At 59.1% G+C, this 20,161-nt stretch carries 22 protein-coding genes; 1 reads left to right on the forward strand and 21 read right to left on the reverse strand.

Annotated features, from left to right (window positions below):
• Positions 1 to 98: 98 nt before the first annotated feature.
• From QMX93_RS08715 to trmJ, 21 genes are all read right to left on the reverse strand, one after another.
• Entirely contained in the window at positions 99 to 890 is a 792-nt protein-coding gene (locus QMX93_RS08715) for an amidohydrolase (protein ID WP_282354650.1), read from the reverse strand.
• A complete protein-coding gene (locus tag QMX93_RS08720; RefSeq protein WP_282354652.1) occupies positions 878 to 2,026 on the reverse strand; it encodes a pyridoxal phosphate-dependent aminotransferase in 1,149 nt (382 codons plus the stop codon). Before QMX93_RS08720 ends, QMX93_RS08715 begins: the two co-directional genes overlap by 13 nt.
• A gap of 259 nt (positions 2,027 to 2,285) precedes the next feature.
• Entirely contained in the window at positions 2,286 to 3,755 is a 1,470-nt protein-coding gene (gene der / locus QMX93_RS08725; protein ID WP_282354655.1) for a ribosome biogenesis GTPase Der, read from the reverse strand.
• Positions 3,756 to 3,894: 139 nt separating this feature from the next.
• Positions 3,895 to 5,046, reverse strand: coding sequence for an outer membrane protein assembly factor BamB (bamB, locus tag QMX93_RS08730; protein ID WP_053123522.1), 1,152 nt, complete (start codon positions 5,044 to 5,046; stop codon positions 3,895 to 3,897).
• Entirely contained in the window at positions 5,039 to 5,680 is a 642-nt protein-coding gene (locus QMX93_RS08735; protein ID WP_053123524.1) for a tetratricopeptide repeat protein, read from the reverse strand. The genes bamB and QMX93_RS08735 overlap by 8 nt, the downstream gene beginning before the upstream one ends.
• A gap of 41 nt (positions 5,681 to 5,721) precedes the next feature.
• Entirely contained in the window at positions 5,722 to 7,011 is a 1,290-nt protein-coding gene (hisS, locus tag QMX93_RS08740) for a histidine--tRNA ligase (RefSeq protein WP_053123527.1), read from the reverse strand.
• Between the two features lie 37 nt (positions 7,012 to 7,048).
• Positions 7,049 to 8,158, reverse strand: a complete 1,110-nt coding sequence (gene ispG, locus QMX93_RS08745) for a flavodoxin-dependent (E)-4-hydroxy-3-methylbut-2-enyl-diphosphate synthase (protein WP_008084646.1) — start codon at positions 8,156 to 8,158, stop codon at positions 7,049 to 7,051.
• A gap of 3 nt (positions 8,159 to 8,161) precedes the next feature.
• On the reverse strand, positions 8,162 to 9,196 hold the full coding sequence (locus tag QMX93_RS08750; protein WP_159813968.1) for a RodZ family helix-turn-helix domain-containing protein: 1,035 nt from the start codon (positions 9,194 to 9,196) through the stop codon (positions 8,162 to 8,164).
• Positions 9,196 to 9,954 (reverse strand): type IV pilus biogenesis/stability protein PilW, encoded by a 759-nt coding sequence (gene pilW, locus QMX93_RS08755; RefSeq protein WP_053123531.1) that lies wholly within the window; start codon positions 9,952 to 9,954, stop codon positions 9,196 to 9,198. Before pilW ends, QMX93_RS08750 begins: the two co-directional genes overlap by 1 nt.
• Positions 9,955 to 9,966: 12 nt before the next feature.
• Positions 9,967 to 11,115: a 23S rRNA (adenine(2503)-C(2))-methyltransferase RlmN gene (rlmN, locus tag QMX93_RS08760; protein ID WP_008084652.1), complete on the reverse strand. Its 1,149-nt coding sequence runs from the start codon at positions 11,113 to 11,115 to the stop codon at positions 9,967 to 9,969.
• Between the two features lie 28 nt (positions 11,116 to 11,143).
• Positions 11,144 to 11,569, reverse strand: coding sequence for a nucleoside-diphosphate kinase (gene ndk / locus QMX93_RS08765; RefSeq protein WP_007916882.1), 426 nt, complete (start codon positions 11,567 to 11,569; stop codon positions 11,144 to 11,146).
• Positions 11,570 to 11,656: 87 nt separating this feature from the next.
• Complete coding sequence (iscX, locus tag QMX93_RS08770) at positions 11,657 to 11,857, reverse strand: Fe-S cluster assembly protein IscX (RefSeq protein WP_053123533.1); 201 nt, start codon at positions 11,855 to 11,857, stop codon at positions 11,657 to 11,659.
• Between the two features lie 14 nt (positions 11,858 to 11,871).
• Positions 11,872 to 12,213: an ISC system 2Fe-2S type ferredoxin gene (fdx, locus tag QMX93_RS08775; RefSeq protein WP_007916885.1), complete on the reverse strand. Its 342-nt coding sequence runs from the start codon at positions 12,211 to 12,213 to the stop codon at positions 11,872 to 11,874.
• On the reverse strand, positions 12,213 to 14,078 hold the full coding sequence (hscA, locus tag QMX93_RS08780; protein WP_212545594.1) for a Fe-S protein assembly chaperone HscA: 1,866 nt from the start codon (positions 14,076 to 14,078) through the stop codon (positions 12,213 to 12,215). Before hscA ends, fdx begins: the two co-directional genes overlap by 1 nt.
• 51 nt (positions 14,079 to 14,129) lie before the next feature.
• Positions 14,130 to 14,651, reverse strand: a complete 522-nt coding sequence (hscB, locus tag QMX93_RS08785; RefSeq protein ID WP_053123537.1) for a co-chaperone HscB — start codon at positions 14,649 to 14,651, stop codon at positions 14,130 to 14,132.
• An 8-nt stretch (positions 14,652 to 14,659) separates the two neighbouring features.
• Positions 14,660 to 14,983, reverse strand: coding sequence for an iron-sulfur cluster assembly protein IscA (gene iscA, locus QMX93_RS08790; protein ID WP_003227904.1), 324 nt, complete (start codon positions 14,981 to 14,983; stop codon positions 14,660 to 14,662).
• A 34-nt stretch (positions 14,984 to 15,017) separates the two neighbouring features.
• Positions 15,018 to 15,404 (reverse strand): Fe-S cluster assembly scaffold IscU, encoded by a 387-nt coding sequence (gene iscU, locus QMX93_RS08795; protein WP_007916892.1) that lies wholly within the window; start codon positions 15,402 to 15,404, stop codon positions 15,018 to 15,020.
• A gap of 101 nt (positions 15,405 to 15,505) precedes the next feature.
• Entirely contained in the window at positions 15,506 to 16,720 is a 1,215-nt protein-coding gene (locus QMX93_RS08800) for an IscS subfamily cysteine desulfurase (protein ID WP_008084662.1), read from the reverse strand.
• A gap of 47 nt (positions 16,721 to 16,767) precedes the next feature.
• The gene (gene iscR / locus QMX93_RS08805) at positions 16,768 to 17,259 is read right to left on the reverse strand and encodes a Fe-S cluster assembly transcriptional regulator IscR (RefSeq protein ID WP_003227911.1); all 492 of its coding nucleotides are present in this window, start codon (positions 17,257 to 17,259) and stop codon (positions 16,768 to 16,770) included.
• A gap of 245 nt (positions 17,260 to 17,504) precedes the next feature.
• Positions 17,505 to 18,281 (reverse strand): serine O-acetyltransferase, encoded by a 777-nt coding sequence (gene cysE / locus QMX93_RS08810; protein WP_007964422.1) that lies wholly within the window; start codon positions 18,279 to 18,281, stop codon positions 17,505 to 17,507.
• Positions 18,282 to 18,284: 3 nt separating this feature from the next.
• Complete coding sequence (gene trmJ, locus QMX93_RS08815; RefSeq protein ID WP_108226533.1) at positions 18,285 to 19,055, reverse strand: tRNA (cytosine(32)/uridine(32)-2'-O)-methyltransferase TrmJ; 771 nt, start codon at positions 19,053 to 19,055, stop codon at positions 18,285 to 18,287.
• 145 nt (positions 19,056 to 19,200) lie between these two features.
• On the opposite strand from trmJ, the gene suhB reads away from it, so the two are divergent.
• Complete coding sequence (suhB, locus tag QMX93_RS08820) at positions 19,201 to 20,019, forward strand: inositol-phosphate phosphatase (protein WP_008084666.1); 819 nt, start codon at positions 19,201 to 19,203, stop codon at positions 20,017 to 20,019.
• Positions 20,020 to 20,161 lie beyond the last annotated feature (142 nt).

The following is a 20,161-nucleotide window of genomic DNA, read 5'->3' on the forward strand; positions in this document are numbered from 1 at the left end:
GCGTCCAGTGACGCAGAGCGTCACGGGCTGCATTTCCACGCAGAGCGTGGGAAGGATCAGATTGCTCACGAAGGCGTCCTGTCCGTCACCCCATCCTTTCAGGTGAACTCAAACGTGTCGGCATCCAGATTCGCCGGAAAGCGCTCGCGATACGCCGCCAATGGCGCCGCTTCGAGCACCACCTTGAACACACCATCCGCCTCCCCCGCCGCCAGCAAGCTCTCGCCCTGAAAATCCAGCACCTGACTGTCACCGGTATAAGCGAAGCCCTTGCCATCAGTGCCAACGCGATTCACCGCTGCCACATAACAAAGGTTTTCGATCGCCCGCGCCGGCAGCAAACGGTTCCAGTGCAAACGCCGCGCACCCGGCCAGTTCGCGGTGTACAGCAGCAGATCCGTATCCTGCGAATCACGGCTCCACACCGGGAAGCGCAGGTCGTAGCAAATCAGCGGACGCACGCGCCAGCCCTTCAGTTCGAACTGCACCTGCCGTTCGCCGGGCGTGTAGTGATTGTGCTCACCGGCCATACGGAACAGATGACGCTTGTCGTAATGCAGCACTTCGCCGTCCGGCCGCGCCCACAACAGACGATTACGATGGCTGCCGTCTGCCGCCTGAATAATCACGCTGCCGGTAATCACCGCATCGAGTTTCGCCGCCTGAACCCGCAGCCATTTGCTGGTCGGGCCATTCTCGGCTTCGGCGAGCGTTTCTGATTCCATGGTGAAACCGGTGGTGAACATTTCCGGCAGGATGATCAAATCCGCCCCACGCGCCTGCTCCAGCAGTTGCTCGAAATGCTCGAAGTTGGCCTGACGGTCGTGCCAGGCCAGGGTGGTCTGGATCAGCGCCAGATTAAGATCGGGTAATGCACTCAGATCACGCATAGTTTCGCCGCCGCTTCACGCAGCGTCTCCTCGCGTTTGGCAAAGCACAGACGCACCAGGCGCTGGCCTTGCGGTGGATTCTGGTAGAACACCGACACCGGGATACTCGCCACGCCGTGTTCGCGGGTCATCCACATGGCCATCTCGACATCGTTCAAATCAGGACGGATCTGCGAGTAATCGACCAGTTGGAAATAGGTACCTGCGACACGGCTGAAGGTGAAGCGCGACGGGGCCAGCAGGTCGCAGAACAGGTCGCGTTTGGCCTGATAAAAACCCGGCAACTCTTCGACGTGCTCCGGGTGCTCGGCCATGTAATCGGCCAGTGCGTATTGCAGCGGTGTCACGCCGCAGAAGCTGACGTACTGATGGACTTTGCGCAGCTCGGCGGTCAGTGCCGGCGGCGCAACGACATAGCCGGTTTTCCAGCCCGTGACGTGATAGGTCTTGCCGAACGAGCTGACCACGAAGGCGCGCTGATAGAGCTCTTCGTGCGCGAGCACGCTGACGTGGGGCACGCTGTCGAAGACCAGGTGTTCGTAGACTTCATCACTGATCAGGTAGATGTCGCGGTCGCGGATCAGCGCTGCCAGTTGATCCAGTTCCGCGCGGGTGATCAGGGCACCGCTCGGGTTGTGCGGGGTGTTGATGACGATCATTTTCGTGCGCGGGCTCAGGGCCGCCGCGAGCTGGTCGAAATCAATGGAGAAGTCATCCGGGTTCAGTTGCACATGCACGCAACGACCGCCCGCCAATTCCGTTGCCGGTGCGTAGCTGTCGTAGCATGGATCGAACACGATGACTTCGTCGCCGCTGTGGATAACCGCCTGAATCGCACAGAAGATGGCTTGAGTCGCACCGGGAGTGACGGTCACTTCGCTGTCGGCATTGACCTGCACGCCGTAGCTGCGCGCGATTTTCAGCGCAATCTGTTCGCGCAGCGCCGGCAAACCGGTCATCGGCGAATACTGGTTGTGGCCACTGGCAATGTGCCGACCGACCGCATCGCGCAACGACTGCGGGCCGTCGAAATCAGGAAAACCCTGGGACAGGTTGATCGCGCCGGTCTGCGCCGCGAGCTGAGACATCTGCGTGAAAATAGTGATGCCGACATTCGGCAGCTTACTGGTGATCATCGGGGGTTCCCTGCTCAACACCCGGCTCTGACGACGGCGCGGGAGAGCCCGAGGATAGCCCATCCGGCGCCCATAAAAAAAGGGCGCCGGATGGCACCCTTCTCTCAAGTTGATCGTTCCCACGCTCTGCGTATTGATCGTTCCCACGCTCTGCGTGGGAATGTATCCCGTGACGCTCTGCGTCACATAAACGGTGGACGCAGAGCGTCCAAGGCTGCATTCCCACGCAGAGCGTGGGAACGATCAATGACCCGCGACCTTACTTCTTGTCGCGGCGCTTTTTGTCGGCTTTCTTGCTGTGCGACATCATCCGACGCTTCCTGTTGACCTGGCGGTCGGTCAGGGTGTTTTTGTTGCCTTCATACGGGTTCTCGCCGCCCTTGAACTCGATGCGGATCGGCGTACCGACCAGTTTGAGCACACGACGGTAAGTGTTCTCCAGATAGCGCACATACGACTTCGGCACTTTCTCGATCTGGTTACCGTGGATCACGATGATCGGCGGGTTAGCACCGCCCAAGTGAGCGTAACGCAGCTTGATCCGGCGGTTGTTGACCATCGGTGGTGCGTGCTCGCCCACCGCGTCTTCCAGAATCTGGGTCAGACGGTTGGTCGGCCAGCGGGTGACCGCGGACTTGAACGAGTTCTGTACGGACGCGTAGAGGTTGCCCACGCCAGTACCGTGCAGTGCCGAGATGAAGTGGATATCGGCGTAGTCAACGAAGAACAGACGACGCTGCAGCTCGACTTTCACGAAGTCGCGCTCGCTCGGCGTCATGCCGTCCCACTTGTTGATCGCGATCACCAGCGCACGACCCGACTCGATGGCGAAGCCGAGCAGGTTGAGGTCGTGGTCGACCACACCTTCACGGGCGTCCATCACAAAGATCACCACGTTGGCGTCTTTGATCGCTTGCAGGGTTTTGACCACGGAGAATTTTTCGACTTCTTCGTGGATCTTGCCGCGCTTGCGCACACCGGCGGTGTCGATCAGCGTGTACTTCTCTTCATTCCGCTCGAACGGGATGTAGATACTGTCGCGGGTGGTGCCGGGCTGGTCATAAACGATTACCCGGTCTTCACCGAGCATACGGTTGACCAGGGTCGATTTGCCGACGTTCGGACGACCGATGATGGCGATCTTGATGCCGTCTTTTTCACTCGGGCCAGGAATGCGCTTGGCTTCCTCACCTTCGGCAACGATTTCTTCTTCGCCGTCTTCCAGCTCTTCTTCATCACGCGGGAAATCACCCAGGGCGATTTCCAGCATCTGCGTGATGCCACGGCCGTGAGCACCAGCGATTGGAATCGCGTGGCCCATGCCCAGTGGTGCGAATTCAGCGCGGGCCATTTCCGGGTCGATGTTGTCGACCTTGTTGGCAACCACGTAGGAACGCTTGTTACGTTTGCGCAGGTGTTCGGCGATCATCTGGTCGGCGGCGGTGAAACCGGCCTTGGCATCTACCAGGAACAGCACAACATCTGCTTCTTCAATGGCCAGCAGCGACTGCTCGGCCATTTTTTCGTCCATACCGTGCTCGTCACCGGAGATACCACCGGTGTCGACCAGAATGTAGGAACGCCCTTGCCACTTGGCCTCACCGTACTGGCGATCACGGGTCAGACCGGACAAGTCGCCGACGATGGCGTCGCGAGTCCTGGTCAGGCGGTTGAACAAGGTGGACTTGCCGACGTTCGGTCGGCCCACCAGGGCGATTACGGGAACCATGCGGCTCTCCACTTCGTTATTTCAGAAAATACAAAAGCCGCTGCGAGGCAGCGGCTGGTGCTCGGGGCAACACTGTGGGAGTGAACAGGTTCACTTCCACTAGTGAAGCTGCCTGGGGTGTTATCCCCAAGCATAGTTGTTACTTGATGGTCAGGGCTTCCAGTTTGCCGCTGTTGCCATACACATAAATCGTGTCACCCACCACCAGCGGACGGGCACGCAGGCCGTCGCTGTCGATGCGCTCACGGCCGACGAAACGGCCGTCAACCTGACTCAACAGGTGCAGATAACCTTCCAGGTCACCCACTGCTACATAGCTGGAGAACACTTCCGGAGCCGACAGTTGACGGCGAGCCAGCGAATCGTTGCTCCACAATGCTGTGGTGGAACGCTCGTCGACGCCTTCAACAGTGCCCGAAGACAGGCTCACGTAAACGCTGCCGAAACCCTGAGCAATACCCGCGTAGCTCGACGCATCGCGCTGCCAGAGTTGACGACCGCTTTCCAGATCCAGTGCCGCGACGCGACCCTGATAGCTGGCAACGTACAGGGTGCCGCCGGACAACAGCAGACCGCCGTCGATGTCGACCACGCGCTCCAGTTCCGAACGACCTTGCGGAATCGCAATGCGTTGTTCCCAGACCGGCACGCCGTTGGAAATGTCCAAAGCGACGACTTTACCAGTCGACAGGCCAGCCACCGCGAGGCGATTGGTGACCAGCGGTGCACTGGTGCCACGCAGGGTCAGAACAGCCGGGGTGCTGTCATACACCCAGCGTTGCGTACCGGTGGAGGCATCCAGACCGATCAGACGATCGTCCTGAGTCTGCACAACCACCACGTCGCCGTTGTTGGCCGGCGGCGCGAGGACTTCGCTGTTGACGCGAGCGCGCCACTTCTCTTCACCATTGCTGGCGTCCAGAGCGACGACTTCGCCACGCAGCGTACCGATCAGAACCAGACCGTAACCCACGCCAACGGCGCCGGAGACAGGCAGTTCAAGGTCTTGCTTCCACTTCACGTCGCCGTTGCTGCGATCCATGCCCATCACCACGCCGGTTACATCGGCGGCGTAGATGGTGTCACCGTCGATCGCCGGCACCAGCATGTTGTAGGTTTCGCCCTGACCGTCACCGATCGAACGACTCCACTGCTTTTGCAGAACCACTTCTTCTTTGAAGTCGGTCAGTTCAGCCGGTGGCAATTCTTTCTTGCTGTTGCTGCTGCAACCCGCGGCCAGAAGGGCCAGAGCCAGCAATGCTGCATGCTTCCAACGGATCACGTCACGCATCCCCTTTGGCCAGGTCGTCGAGCTTGATTTGAAGGCCACCGACCGCCGCTTCATCCGACAGTGCTGCCTTGGCTTTTTGATACGCCTTGTTCGCGTCATCGGTACGGCCCAGCTGCACCAGCAGGTCGCCCTTGAGTTCTTCGCGAGTGGCCAGGAACGCTTTGTCGGCGTCGCCGTCGAGCAGTTTCAGACCGTCTTCAGCTTTGTTCAGCGCACCCAATACCTGTGCCAGACGCTGACGGGCGATTTCGCCCAGCGCCGGGTTGGCCGGTTTGTCGACGATGGCTTTCAGCTCGGTCGCAGCGTCGTCCAGCTTGCCGCTGTCGACCGCCACTTTGGCGACGAACAGGCTGCCGTACTGCGCGTAGGCAGTACCGCCGAATTCGCTGTTGAGCTTGCCGGCCAGATCCGCAACGCGGGCAGCATCAGGCTTGCCGTCAGGCGTCAGCGTAGTTTCCAGCAATTGCTGATAGAGCACCGAGGCGCCTTGCGACTGGTTGCCCTGATATTTGTGATAAGCCTGCCAGCCGAACACGATGACCAGCGCCAACAGGCCGCCGGTGACCAGAGGTTTGCCGTTGCGTGTCCACCAGTCCTTCAAATCCGCCAACTGTTCGTCTTCGGTACTCGACACCCCAATACTCCTTAATCGCTAAATCGGCTGTTTAGACAGCTTCAACCCTGCACGACGCAGGTGGCCAGGTGAGCGGCGAGCGCATCCCAGGCAATGCTTTGTTGTTCGCCCTGGCCACGCAGGGGTTTGAAACCTACCACTTGCTGGGCCATTTCGTCGTCACCGAGGATCAGTGCGTACAGCGCACCGCTCTTGTCGGCTTTCTTGAACTGGCTTTTGAAGCTGCCGGCGCCGGCATTGACTTGCAGGCGCAGGTTTGGAAGTTGATCGCGAACCCGTTCAGCCAGGGCCAGACCGGCCAGCTCGGCCTCTTCACCGAAGGCGCAGAGGTAGACATCGACCTGACGGGAGATTTCTTCCGGGATCTGCTCAAGGGTTTCGAGCATCAACACCAGGCGCTCGATGCCCATGGCGAAACCAACGCCGGTGGTCGGCTTGCCGCCCATTTGCTCGACCAGACCGTCGTAACGACCGCCCGCGCAAACAGTGCCCTGGGCGCCGAGCTTGTCGGTGACCCACTCGAAAACGGTTTTGCTGTAGTAATCGAGGCCACGCACCAGCTTCGGATTGAGCACGTACGGAATGCCGACGGCATCCAGACGCGACTTCAAGCCTTCGAAGTGTGCACGCGACTCGTCATCGAGGTAATCGGCCATTTTCGGCGCATCGACCAGCACCGCTTGAGTGTCGGCATTTTTGGTGTCGAGCACGCGCAGCGGGTTGGTTTTCAGACGACGCTGGCTGTCTTCATCAAGCTTGTCGTGGTGCGCCGAGAGGTACTCGACCAGCGCTTCACGATAACGCCCACGGGACTCGCTGGTGCCGAGGCTATTGAGTTCAAGTTTGACCGCATCACGGATACCCAGCTCGCCCCACAGGCGCCAGGTCATGATGATCAGCTCGGCGTCGATGTCCGGACCGTCGAGGTTGAACACCTCCAGACCGATCTGGTGGAACTGACGATAACGGCCTTTCTGCGGACGCTCGTGGCGGAACATCGGGCCGATGTACCAGAGTTTCTGCACCTGGCCACCGCCGGTGATGCCGTGCTCAAGCACCGCACGCACGCACGCCGCAGTGCCTTCCGGACGCAGGGTCAGGGAGTCGCCGTTGCGGTCTTCAAAGGTGTACATCTCTTTTTCGACGATGTCGGTCACTTCACCGATCGAGCGCTTGAACAGCTCGGTGAACTCGACGATCGGCATGCGGATCTGCTTGTAACCGTAGTTATCCAGCAGACGCGCAACGGTGCCCTCTAAATAACGCCACAGGGGAGTCTGTTCGGGCAGGATGTCGTTCATGCCACGAATGGCTTGCAATGACTTGCTCACTTTAAATCCTTAAATTCGTTCGGCTCTTCAGTCAGGGTCAGCCGCGCGCAATTACGGCAGCGTCAGCTTCGACCTTTTCGGCCGCTTTCTGGCGGATCAGCCTTTCCAGCTCGTCCACCAGATTGTCATTCGTCAGTTTCTGCGCCGGCTTGCCGTCGATGTAAATCAGGTTTGGCGTGCCGCCGGTCAAGCCGATATGGGCTTCCTTGGCTTCGCCGGGGCCGTTGACCACACAACCGATTACCGCGACATCCAGCGGCACCAGCAGGTCTTCAAGGCGCCCTTCCAGCTCGTTCATGGTTTTCACCACATCGAAGTTCTGCCGCGAGCAGCTCGGGCAGGCGATGAAGTTGATGCCACGGGAACGCAGATGCAAAGACTTGAGAATGTCGTAACCGACCTTCACTTCTTCGACCGGATCGGCCGCCAGCGAGATGCGGATAGTATCGCCAATCCCCTCGGCGAGCAGCATACCTAGGCCCACGGCGGATTTCACTGTGCCCGAACGCAATCCACCCGCTTCGGTGATCCCCAGGTGCAGCGGCTGAACGATTTCTTTCGCCAGCAGGCGGTAGGCTTCGACGGCCATAAACACGTCGGAGGCCTTCACGCTGACCTTGAAGTCCTGGAAATTCAGGCGCTCGAGGTGTTCAACGTGACGCAAAGCAGACTCAACCAGCGCGGCTGGGGTCGGCTCGCCGTACTTCTTTTGCAGGTCTTTTTCCAGCGAGCCGGCGTTGACGCCGATGCGGATCGGGATCCCGCGATCACGCGCGGCATCGACCACAGCGCGAACACGGTCTTCGCGACCGATGTTGCCCGGGTTGATGCGCAGGCAGTCGACGCCCAGTTCGGCTACGCGCAGAGCGATCTTGTAGTCGAAGTGGATGTCGGCAACCAACGGCACTTTGACCAGTTGCTTGATCTTGCCGAACGCCTCGGCGGCGTCCATGTCCGGTACAGATACGCGGACGATGTCGACGCCGGCGGCTTCCAGACGATTGATTTGCGCAACAGTGGCGGCAACGTCATTGGTGTCGCTGTTGGTCATGCTCTGCACAGCGATCGGCGCATCGCCGCCCACCGGTACGTTGCCGACCCAGATCTTGCGCGAAACGCGACGTTTGATTGGAGATTCGCCGTGCATGACTTATTGACCCAACTTCAGGCGAGCAGTCTCGCCACTGGTGAACGGAGCGACATCGACCGGCTGGCCGTTGTAGCTGACCTGCGCGCCGCGAGCGTAGCCCAGGCGGACGGCAAACGGTGGCTTGCCGGCAACGGCGAGGCTGTCGCCCTTACGCTTGAGACCACTGAACAATACTTTGCCGCTGCCATCGGTGACTTGCGTCCAGCAATCGGCAACGAACTGCATTGAAACCTGACCTTCGCCAGCCACTGGTGCCACTGGAGCCACGGTTGGGGCGATCGGTGCAGTCGTGGTTGGTGCTGGTGTAGCAGGCACAGCCGGAGCAGGTGTTGCCGGGGTGGCAACCACTGGCGCTGGCGTGTGAACCGGCGCAGTCGGCGCAACCGCTGGAGCGGTCGGCGTTGCTGGCGCAGTCGATGTTGCAGGAGCAGTAGCTTCGGCACCGGTGGATTCCGCGGTGGTTTCCGACTGCGGCAGCGCCAGAGCGGTCGCCCCCTCGGCCTGACCTTCGGCGACCGCCTGGTCTTCCGGCTCGTCGATCGGGTGAATCTGCGTGGTGCCGTCGGCGCCTTCGACTTCAACATGTTCCGGCGTCAGGCTGGTGAAGTCCTTGGTACGCAGCGAGGTCTGATCCTGCCACCAGACGAAACCACCGCCGATGACCGCGATCAGCAACAACAGGCTGACGATACGCAAAATAGTGTGGGAAACCCGTACAGGCTCTTCGATACGGCCCAAGGCGTGAACGTTGCTGCCCTGGGAATCGGTGCCGGTGGACTGGTCGAACTGCTGAACCAGAACGGTCTGATCCATGCCGAGCAATTTGGCATACGCGCGAATGTAACCGCGAGCAAAGGTATGCCCCGGCAGCTTGTCGAAAGCACCGGCTTCAAGATTGCCCAGAGACGTCACGGTGAGGTTGAGCTTGAGGGCCACTTCGGCCAGCGACCAGCCATTGCTTTCGCGGGCCTGGCGCAGGGTCTCACCGGGGTTAACGCGATTCGCTGCTACAACTTCGGGATGCGCCGCTTTCATCATTGCTCCGACAGGTATTGCTGATATTCCGGCGTACCGGGATAGAGTCGTTTTAATTGCAGGCCATAACTGGCGGCCTTGTCGCGATCTTCAAACACTTTTGCCAGCCGAACGCCGAGCAATAGACTACGTGCATTTTGTTCGGTCAGCAGGCTGAAACGGTCGTAATAGTCACGCGCGGGCACATAATGCCTGTCTTCGAAGGACAACTCAGCCATTTCCAGCAATGCGCGCGGTTGTTGACGGTTCAGCCGCAAGGCTTTTTCCAGTTGCTGCTGCGCGACATCACGCTGACCGAGTTTCGCCGCCGTCATGCCGAGGTTCTCGAACACACGCGAGCGCTCAGGATACAGGGTATCGGCGGCCGCCTGTTCAAAACGCTCGTAGGCTTCTTTATAACGCTGTTCTTCGTAGAGAAAACTGCCGTAGTTGTTGAGGATACGGGCATCGGCGGGACGCGAGGACAAGGCCTTGCGGAAATGCTCGTCGGCCAGTGCAGGCTCCATTTCGGCTTGAAACACCAAACCGAGCGCGGCATTGGCGTCTGGATCCGAACTGTCGAGTTCCAGCGCCTTCTTCAACGGCACCTTGGCCCGTTCGGTCATGCCTTGTTGCAAGTATCCCAGTCCCAACTGCACATAGGCAGCCCGCGCTTCATCGCGGCCCTTGCTGGTCTTCATCGGGTTGTAGTCACCCGACAGGACACAACCAGCACACAAGCTGGCCAACAGCAACAGCAGCGCAAAGCGCAGGGACATAGAGATCCTCTCTTAGTTAGTGTTCGCGGCGTTCTGTGCCAGATCGCTGTCGGCGTTCAACTCACGCACGGCGATATAACGTTCGCTGCGACGGGTGCGATCCAGCACCTGCCCTACCAATTGACCACATGCGGCGTCGATGTCTTCACCACGGGTGGTGCGAACAGTGACGTTGAAACCGGCCTGATGCAACTGATCCTGGAAACGACGAATCGCGTTGTTGCTCGGACGCTCGTACCCGGAATGCGGGAACGGGTTGAACGGAATCAGGTTGATCTTGCACGGAATGTTTTTCAGCAGCTCGACCATCTCAACGGCGTGTTCAACCTTGTCGTTGATGTCTTTGAGCAAGGTGTACTCGATGGTCAGCACACGTTTTTCGCCCAGGGACGACATGTAACGCTGGCACGACTCGAGCAGCATCTTAAGCGGATATTTCTTGTTGATCGGCACCAATTGGTTACGCAATGCGTCATTCGGTGCGTGCAGGGACAACGCCAGGGAGACGTCGATGTGCTTGGCCAGCTCATCGATCATCGGCACCACGCCCGAGGTGGACAGGGTCACGCGGCGCTTGGAGATCCCGTAGCCGAGGTCATCCATCATCAGATGCATGGCGGCGACGACGTTGTCGAAGTTCAGCAGCGGCTCACCCATGCCCATCATCACCACGTTGGTGATGGCACGGTCGACGGTTGCCGGGACACTGCCGAAAGATTTGTTGGCAATCCACACCTGACCGATGACTTCGGCGGCGGTGAGGTTGCTATTGAAGCCTTGCTTGCCGGTGGAGCAGAAACTGCAATCCAGGGCACAGCCTGCCTGGGACGAAACGCACAGAGTGCCGCGTTTGCCCTGGGGAATGTACACGGTCTCGACGCAGCTGCCGGACGCCACACGTACCACCCACTTACGGGTGCCATCGGTGGAGATGTCCTCGCTGACCACTTCCGGACCACGGACTTCAGCAATAACCTTGAGCTTGTCGCGCAAGGCCTTGCTGACGTTCGTCATGGCGTCGAAATCATCGACACCAAAGTGGTGAATCCATTTCATTACCTGACCGGCACGGAAACGCTTCTCCCCGATTGAGTCGAAGAATTTTTCCATTTCCTGTTGAGTCAGACCCAGCAGGTTGGTTTTTACAGTCGATGTAGTCATGGATTCACCTTCACTCTTAAGCCAATGCTTAGCGAGTGGTTACTTCAGTAGCTGCGAAGAAGTACGAGATTTCACGAGCAGCTGCGGCTTCGGAGTCCGAACCGTGAACAGCGTTGGCGTCGATGGAATCAGCGAAATCAGCGCGGATGGTGCCGGCAGCAGCTTCTTTAGGGTTGGTAGCGCCCATCAGCTCACGGTTCAGAGCGATAGCGTTTTCGCCTTCCAGAACCTGAACAACAACAGGGCCGGAGATCATGAAAGCAACCAGGTCGCCGAAGAAACCACGAGCGCTGTGCTCAGCGTAGAAGCCTTCAGCTTCAGCTTTGGACAGTTGCTTCAGTTTCGAAGCTACAACGCGCAGGCCGGCTTTTTCGAAACGAGTGGTGATTTCGCCGATGACGTTTTTTGCAACAGCGTCAGGCTTGATGATGGAGAAAGTGCGTTGAACAGCCATGGTGTAACTCCAGAAACGGTAATTTGCGAAAAATTAAACCCGCGAATTATACGCGGGTTCTTGGGTATTGCCTAACCTGCGAGACGATCAGTCCAATTCTTTGGCCCAGAGCTCCTGAACCGCTTCCAGCACCTTCTCGCCGACACGGCCAGAAGTGCCATCGAAGTCAGGCAGATCAAGGATCATCTGCTGCAAACGGACAAAACCTACAGAATATGGATCGACGCCGGCATGGGCCTCGGCCAGTTCTTCTGCAATACGTTGAACATCATTCCAACCGTAGCTCATGACAGTCTTACCAGTCAGTGCGGCGCTTCAGCCGCATGGTTAAGCGAATATTTCGGAATTTCGACGGTGATGTCTTCTTCACCAACGATAGCCTGACAGGCCAGACGCGATTGCGCTTCCAGACCCCAGGCACGATCGAGGAAGTCTTCTTCCAGCTCGTCAGCCTCTTCCATCGAGTCGAAACCCTCGCGGATGATGCAGTGGCAGGTGGTGCAAGCGCAGACGCCGCCGCAGGCGCTTTCCATCTCGATGTGGTGTTCGTGGGCCAGTTCGAGAATCGATGTGCCGGGCGCAGCCTCGACCACCATGCCTTCAGGGCAGAACTTCTCGTGGGGCAGAAAAATGACCTGCGGCATCAGATATCCTCGATTTCATTCAGATTGCGCCCCGACAGAGCGGCTTTCACCGTCAGATCCATGCGGCGGGCAGCAAAAGCATCGGTCACTTGCGACAGACGCTTGGTCTGCTGCTCGATGGCGTAACCATCGGTACCTTTCATCAGTTCGGCCAGTTCCTGCAGTTGCAGGTCGATGACCATGCGCTCTTCGGCGTCGAGCAAACGCTCGCCATCAACCTCCAGAGCACCCTGCACCGCTTCGATCAGGCGCTGAGCATCGACTTGTTGCTCGCGCAGAACGCGGGCGACCTTGTCGTCATTGGCGTGCTGGAACGAATCCTTGAGCATCTTGGCGATTTCGCCGTCGGTCAGACCGTAAGACGGCTTGACCTGAATGCTCGCCTCAACGCCTGAGCCCAACTCACGGGCAGAAACACTGAGCAGACCGTCGGCATCGACCTGGAAGGTCACGCGAATTTTCGCTGCGCCGGCCACCATCGCTGGAATGCCACGCAATTCGAAGCGCGCCAGCGAGCGGCAGTCACTGATCAGCTCGCGCTCACCCTGCAGAACGTGGATCGCCATGGCCGACTGGCCGTCTTTGTACGTAGTGAAATCTTGTGCGCGAGCGACGGGGATGGTGGTGTTGCGCGGAATCACCTTCTCCATCAAACCGCCCATGGTTTCCAGCCCCAGGGACAGTGGAATCACGTCGAGCAGCAGCAGTTCGCCGCCATCGCGCTTGTTCCCCGCCAGGGTATCGGCCTGAATCGCGGCACCGATGGCCACCACTTGATCCGGGTCGATTTCGGTCAGAGGCTGACGACCAAAGGCTTCGGCAACGGCTTCGCGAACGCGAGGAACGCGAGTCGAACCGCCAACCATAACCACAGCGTGTACGTCGTCCAGCTCGATGCCGGAGTCGCGCACGGCGCGGCGGCAAGCTTTCAGGCTGCGCGCGACCATTGGCTCGATCAGCGCATCGAAGGCTTCGCGGGTCAGCGGTGCTTTCCAGTCGCCGTAGACCACTTCAACACTGGCCGAGTCGGTCAGGGCTTCTTTGGCCGCGCAAGCGGTTTGCAGCAGATTACGTTGTGCGCCCGGATCGAGATCGGCGGACAGCCCGGCGCTCTCGATGATCCAGCCGGCAATCGCGTGATCGAAGTCATCGCCACCCAGCGCGCTGTCGCCGCCAGTGGCCAGCACTTCAAAAACACCGCCAGTCAGACGCAGAATCGAAATATCGAAGGTACCGCCGCCGAGGTCATAAATCGCGACCAGGCCTTCGGCATGCTGATCCAGACCGTACGCCACGGCGGCCGCAGTCGGCTCGTTGAGCAGACGCAGCACGTTCAGACCGGCGAGTTTGGCCGCATCTTTGGTGGCTTGACGCTGAGCATCATCGAAGTAAGCCGGAACGGTGATCACCGCGCCAACCAGCTCGCCACCCAAGGTCGCTTCAGCGCGCTGACGCAGCACCTTGAGGATATCGGCGGAGACTTCGACCGGGCTTTTCGGGCCTTGCACGGTGTCAATGAACGGCATGTGCGATTCGCCACCGACAAAGCGGTACGGCAACTGGTCACCTAATTGCTTGACGTCGGACAGACCACGACCCATCAAGCGCTTGACCGACAGCACAGTGTTCAAAGGATCGGACGCGGCGGCCAGCTTCGCCGACTCGCCGACTTCGACGTGATCGGCGTGGTAACGCACAGCGGACGGCAGGATGACCTGCCCGTTTGCGTCGGCCAACGGTTCGGAAAGACCACTGCGCAACGCAGCGACCAGCGAATTGGTAGTGCCCAAGTCGATCCCCACAGCCAGACGACGCTGGTGCGGTTGAGGACTTTGGCCGGGTTCGGCGATCTGCAGTAGGGCCATCGTGATCAGGACTTATCTGTATATCAGGCGTGCGACCGGAGCGGCACTGGGTTAATCGTCGAGGCGCTCTTCTAACTGGCGCACTTCGTAGGTGAGCTTGTCGAGGAACTGCATGCGCCGCATCAGGCGTTCGGCCTGTTCGCGTTGCGCCGCATCATCCCAACAGGCTGCGAAGCTTTCGTTGAGTTCTTCCTGAGCCACTTTCAAGCGACGCTTGAACACCGCGACACCGTCGAGGTCGGCACTGTCCTGGAGGTCTTCGAGCTCTTCGCGCCATTGCATCTGCTGCAGAAGAAACTCGGGATCATGGACAGTGACTTCCATCGGCACTTCATGCCCGCTGATGGTCAGCAGGTAGCGTGCGCGCTGGGCCGGACTCTTGAGCGTCTGATAGGCGTCGTTGAGCCGTGCAGACTGCTCGAGTGCGGTTCGCTGCTCACGCTCGGAAGCGTCGGCGAAGCGATCAGGATGAACGCCGCGCGCCAACTCACGGTAGCGCGTGGCCAACTGCTCGAGATCCAGACGGAAACTCGGTTGCAGCTCGAATAAAGCGAAATGACAAGGAATACCCACGACAAGCCTCAGATGTTGAAGCTTTCGCCGCAGCCACATTCACCGCGTACGTTGGGGTTGTTGAACTTGAAGCCTTCGTTCAACCCTTCCTTGACGAAATCGAGCTCGGTGCCGTCCAGGTAGGCGAGGCTTTTCGGGTCGATGATCACTTTTTCGCCGTGACTCTCGAACACCTGATCCTCTGCAACCACCTCGTCGACAAACTCCAGCACGTAGGCAAGGCCGGAACAGCCTGTGGTGCGAACACCCAGACGAATCCCTTCACCTTTGCCGCGCCCGTCGAGGGAGCGCCGCACGTGTCGAGCAGCCGCTTCTGTCATGCTGATAGCCATTGGTGACTCCTTACTCGTCGCCAAATCCAGAAAGTCAGATCAAGCCTTTCTTCTGCTTGTAATCGCGAACAGCCGCTTTGATAGCGTCTTCAGCCAATACCGAGCAGTGAATTTTCACTGGCGGCAGGGCCAGTTCTTCGGCCAGCTGAGTGTTCTTGATGGTTTCTGCTTCGTCCAGGGTCTTGCCCTTCATCCACTCGGTGGCGAGGGAGCTGGAAGCGATAGCCGAACCGCAGCCGTAGGTCTTGAACTTGGCATCTTCGATGATGCCGGCGTCGTTGACCTTGATTTGCAGACGCATCACGTCGCCGCACGCCGGAGCGCCGACCATGCCGGTGCCGACATCAGGATCTTCCGCGTTCATCTTGCCGACGTTGCGCGGGTTTTCGTAGTGGTCGATGACCTTTTCGCTGTAAGCCATGATTCTCAATCCTCACTCATCAGGGCCGCTCTTGAGACCCTGCAACTGCGCTGCGTAAACCGCCGCGTCGCTACAGGATCTGTATCTGGCGGCTTCTATATTTAGTGTGCCGCCCACTCGATTTTCGAGATATCGACGCCGTCTTTGTACATGTCCCACAGCGGCGACAAAGCGCGCAGCTTGGTAACGGCCTCGCAGACTTTCTGCGCGGCGTAGTCGATTTCTTCTTCGGTGGTGAAACGGCCGAAGGTGAAGCGGATCGAGCTGTGTGCCAGTTCGTCGTTGCGGCCCAGGGCGCGCAGTACGTACGAAGGCTCCAGCGACGCCGAGGTGCACGCCGAACCGGACGATACCGCCAGATCCTTGAGCGCCATGATCAGCGACTCGCCTTCAACGTAGTTGAAGCTCAGGTTCAGGTTGTGCGGAACGCGGGCGGTCAGGCTGCCGTTGACGTACAGCTCTTCCAGATGTTCGACCTGCTTGTAGAAGCGGTCGCTCAACGCTTTGATACGGACGTTTTCAGCAGCCATGTCTTCTTTGGCCACACGGAACGCTTCGCCCATGCCGACGATCTGGTGAGTCGCCAGGGTGCCGGAACGCATGCCACGCTCGTGACCGCCACCGTGCATGGTCGCTTCGATGCGCACACGCGGCTTGCGGCTGACGTACAGCGCACCGATGCCTTTAGGGCCGTAGGTTTTGTGGGCGGAGAACGACATCATGTCGACTTTCAGCTTCTGCAGGTCGATCTCGACCTTGCCAGTGGACTGAGCGGCGTCGACGTGGAACAGAATGCCCTTGGCGCGGAGCATTTCGCCAATCGCGGCGATGTCGTTAACGGTGCCGATTTCGTTGTTCACGTGCATCACGGAGACCAGAATGGTGTCTTCGCGCAGTGCCGCTTCAATCATCGCCGGGGTGATCAGACCGTCTTCAGTGGGCTCGAGGTAGGTCACTTCGAAACCTTCACGCTCCAGTTGGCGCATGGTGTCGAGGACAGCCTTGTGCTCAATCTTCGAGGTGATCAGGTGCTTGCCCTTGGAGCCATAGAAATGTGCCGCACCCTTGATTGCCAGGTTGTCGGACTCAGTGGCACCGGAGGTCCAGACGATTTCGCGCGGATCGGCGTTGACCAGATCGGCCACCTGACGACGGGCGTTTTCGACGGACTCTTCAGCTTTCCAGCCGAATACGTGGGAACGGGACGCCGGGTTACCGAAGTTTCCGTCAACCAGCAGGCATTCACTCATTTTTTGCGCAACGCGCGGATCGACCGGGGTGGTCGCAGAGTAATCAAGGTAAATCGGCAATTTCATGGACTATCTCCTAAATCAGGGCTGGCGTACCGCTAGCTCTTCGGCTGTCATTCGACGGCGGACGCTTCAATCTTGTCCAGGCGTGGCGCCTTGCTGTTGCAACGACGCTGGTCCTGACGCTGGGCTACTTCTTGCACCTCACGGCGAGTTACAAGATCAGCCAAGCTGATACCACTTAGAAATTCGTGAATCTGCAGGCTCAAATCGCACCACAGATGGTGAGTCAGGCACGTATCGCCGGAATGGCAATCGCCCTGGCCCTGGCATTTAGTGGCATCAACCGATTCGTTTACCGCATCGATCACCTGGGCGACCTGGATGCCCTGCATGTCGCGGGACAACTGGTAGCCACCACCCGGGCCGCGAACACTGGAAACCAGGTTGCTGCGGCGCAGCTTGGCGAACAGCTGTTCGAGGTAGGACAGGGAGATGCCTTGGCGCTCGGAGATATCGGCCAGGGACACGGGCCCGTGCTGCGCGTGCAACGCCAGGTCAAGCATGGCGGTCACGGCGTATCGGCCTTTTGTAGTCAGTCGCATGGACAGTTACCACGGAGTTCAGAATGGGGCGAGTATGCAATTCCCGAGTATTTAAGTCAACTTTAAGACCTAGTACTTTAGTCAGGATTACCCGCAAAAGAGCGCGCGAATGATAGCAGGGTCTGCGGCGTAATGGCACACCGGCCGGCGCAAGCCTCTGTAGGAGCTGCCGCAGGCTGCGATCTTTTGATCTTATGGAAAGCAAAGTCAAAAGATCGCAGCCTTCGGCAGCTCCTACAGGGGCGCTAGCCGGCTTTGGATTCGTCTTTGCCTTTGACGCAGGCGAAGTCTTCTTCGCGCAGCTCAGGCAGATCTTTCGCACAGTAATTGCTGCCCAGATCCTTCAACGCGCCGCACATCCCTTCCAGCCGCCCGTCCACCGCTTGCAGGTGATCGAGCAACTGACCGATGGCGCGCGCCACCGGGTCGGGCATGTCTTCGCTGACGCCGTAGGCATCAAAACCGATCTTCTCGGCCATGGCCTTGCGCTTGGCGTCCTGCTCTTCGTCGGATTTGACGATGATCCGCCCCGGAATTCCCACTACCGTGGCGCCCGGCGGCACTTCTTTAGTCACAACAGCATTGGAACCGACCTTGGCACCAGCGCCGACGGTGAACGGGCCAAGCACCTTGGCGCCCGCACCCACCACAACACCATCACCCAGCGTCGGGTGGCGTTTGCCTTTGTTCCAACTGGTGCCACCAAGGGTCACGCCCTGATAAATGGTCACGTCATCGCCAATCTCGGCGGTTTCACCAATGACGATGCCCATGCCGTGGTCGATAAAAAAGCGTCGACCGACTTTGGCGCCCGGATGAATTTCGATCCCGGTCAGCCAGCGACCGAAGTTCGACACCAGCCGCGCCAGCCATTTCAGCTCGTTACGCCACAGCATGCCGGCCAGTCGATGGATCCAGATTGCATGCATGCCGGGGTAGCAGGTCAGGACTTCAAAAGCGTTACGCGCCGCCGGGTCTCGATGGAACACGCTCTGGATATCTTCACGCAAACGCTCAAACATCATTTAGTCCTTCCGCTTTAGAAGCTCACCACGGGCCGCTTTTTGGGTTTCCGTGAGGATGCCACGCAAAATATTCATTTCCGCCCGGCTGACCGAGCTGCGTCCGTACAACCGGCGCAGGCGCGCCATCAAGTGCCGCGGCTTTTCCGGATCGAGAAATTCGATAGCGACCAGCGTCTGCTCCAAGTGCTCATAAAAGCGCTCCAGCTCATCCATGGTCGCCAGCTCGGCGCTTTTCACCGAGGCCACTTCTTCTTTCTCGATCTTGCTCGGCTGACCTTGTGCAGCCAGCCAGGCCATGCGCACTTCGTAGCTCAACACCTGCACCGCCGCGCCGAGGTTCAGCGAGCTGAACTCCGGATCGGAGGGGATGTGCACGTGAAAGTGACATCGCTGCAGCTCTTCGTTGGTCAGGCCGGAATCTTCACGACCGAACACCAGCGCAATTTCAGCGCCCTGCCCGGCTTCCTCGACCACTTTGGTACCGCACTCGCGCGGATCAAGCAGTGGCCAAGGGATTCGGCGATCGCGGGCGCTGGTGCCGAGCACAAGATTGCAGCCGACCAACGCGTCTTCCAGGGTGGCGACGACTTGCGCGTTTTCAAGGATGTCGCCGGCACCGGAGGCGCGAGCATCGGCCTCGTGGTGCGGAAACAGGCGCGGTTCGACCAGCACCAGTCGCGACAGACCCATGTTTTTCATGGCGCGCGCGGCCCCGCCGATATTGCCGGGGTGGCTGGTATTGACCAGGACAACACGAATGTTCTGCAGCAAGGGAGGCGCTCTCGGACACAGGAAAGGGGTGCAAATCTTACAGAACAGCCTACCGTTAAGCTATGAAAGCGAACAGCGTCCTTCACCTGAAGAAAAGTTCTGATAGAATGCGCGGCTTTCTTTAACAACCTTAGGTGACACATCCATGCAGCCCATGCTGAATATCGCGCTGCGCGCCGCCCGCAGCGCCAGTGAACTGATCTTCCGCTCCATCGAGCGCCTGGATACCATCAAGGTCGACGAAAAAGACGCCAAGGATTATGTATCCGAGGTCGATCGCGCCGCTGAACAGAAAATCATCGACGCGCTGCGCAAGGCTTACCCGAACCACTCCATCCGCGGTGAAGAGACTGGCATGCACGCCGGTACCGGCATCGAAGGCGAAGAGTACCTGTGGATCATCGATCCGCTGGACGGCACCACCAACTTCCTGCGCGGCATTCCTCACTTCGCCGTCAGCATCGCCTGCAAATACCGCGGTCGCCTGGAACACGCAGTTGTTCTGGATCCGGTTCGTCAGGAAGAATTCACCGCCAGCCGTGGTCGCGGCGCTCAACTGAACGGTCGTCGTCTGCGCGTCAGCGGCCGTACCAGCCTCGACGGCGCCCTGCTCGGCACGGGCTTCCCGTTCCGTGACGATCAAATGGACAACCTGGAAAACTACCTGGGCATGTTCCGCGCTCTGGTTGGCCAGACTGCCGGCATCCGTCGCGCCGGTTCGGCGAGCCTGGATCTGGCTTACGTGGCTGCCGGTCGTTTCGATGCGTTCTGGGAATCGGGTCTGTCCGAGTGGGACATGGCTGCAGGCGCCCTGCTGATTCAAGAAGCTGGCGGCCTGGTGAGCGACTTCACCGGCGGTCACGATTTCCTTGAAAAAGGCCACATCGTTGCCGGCAACACTAAATGCTTCAAGGCAGTTCTGACGGCGATCCAGCCGCACCTGCCGGCTTCGCTGAAGCGCTAAGCGTTACGCGAAACGAAAAAAAGCGCCCTTCGGGGCGCTTTTTTTATGCCTGAAATTTCAAACGCGCCTAAATCCACTGTGGGAGCGGGCTTGCTCGCGAATGCGGTTTATCATTCTGAATAGATGCCGGATGATCCACCGC

This window comes from Pseudomonas sp. PS01303 (genome assembly GCF_029959385.1).
GTDB classification, from domain to species: Bacteria; Pseudomonadota; Gammaproteobacteria; order Pseudomonadales; family Pseudomonadaceae; genus Aquipseudomonas; species Aquipseudomonas rustica.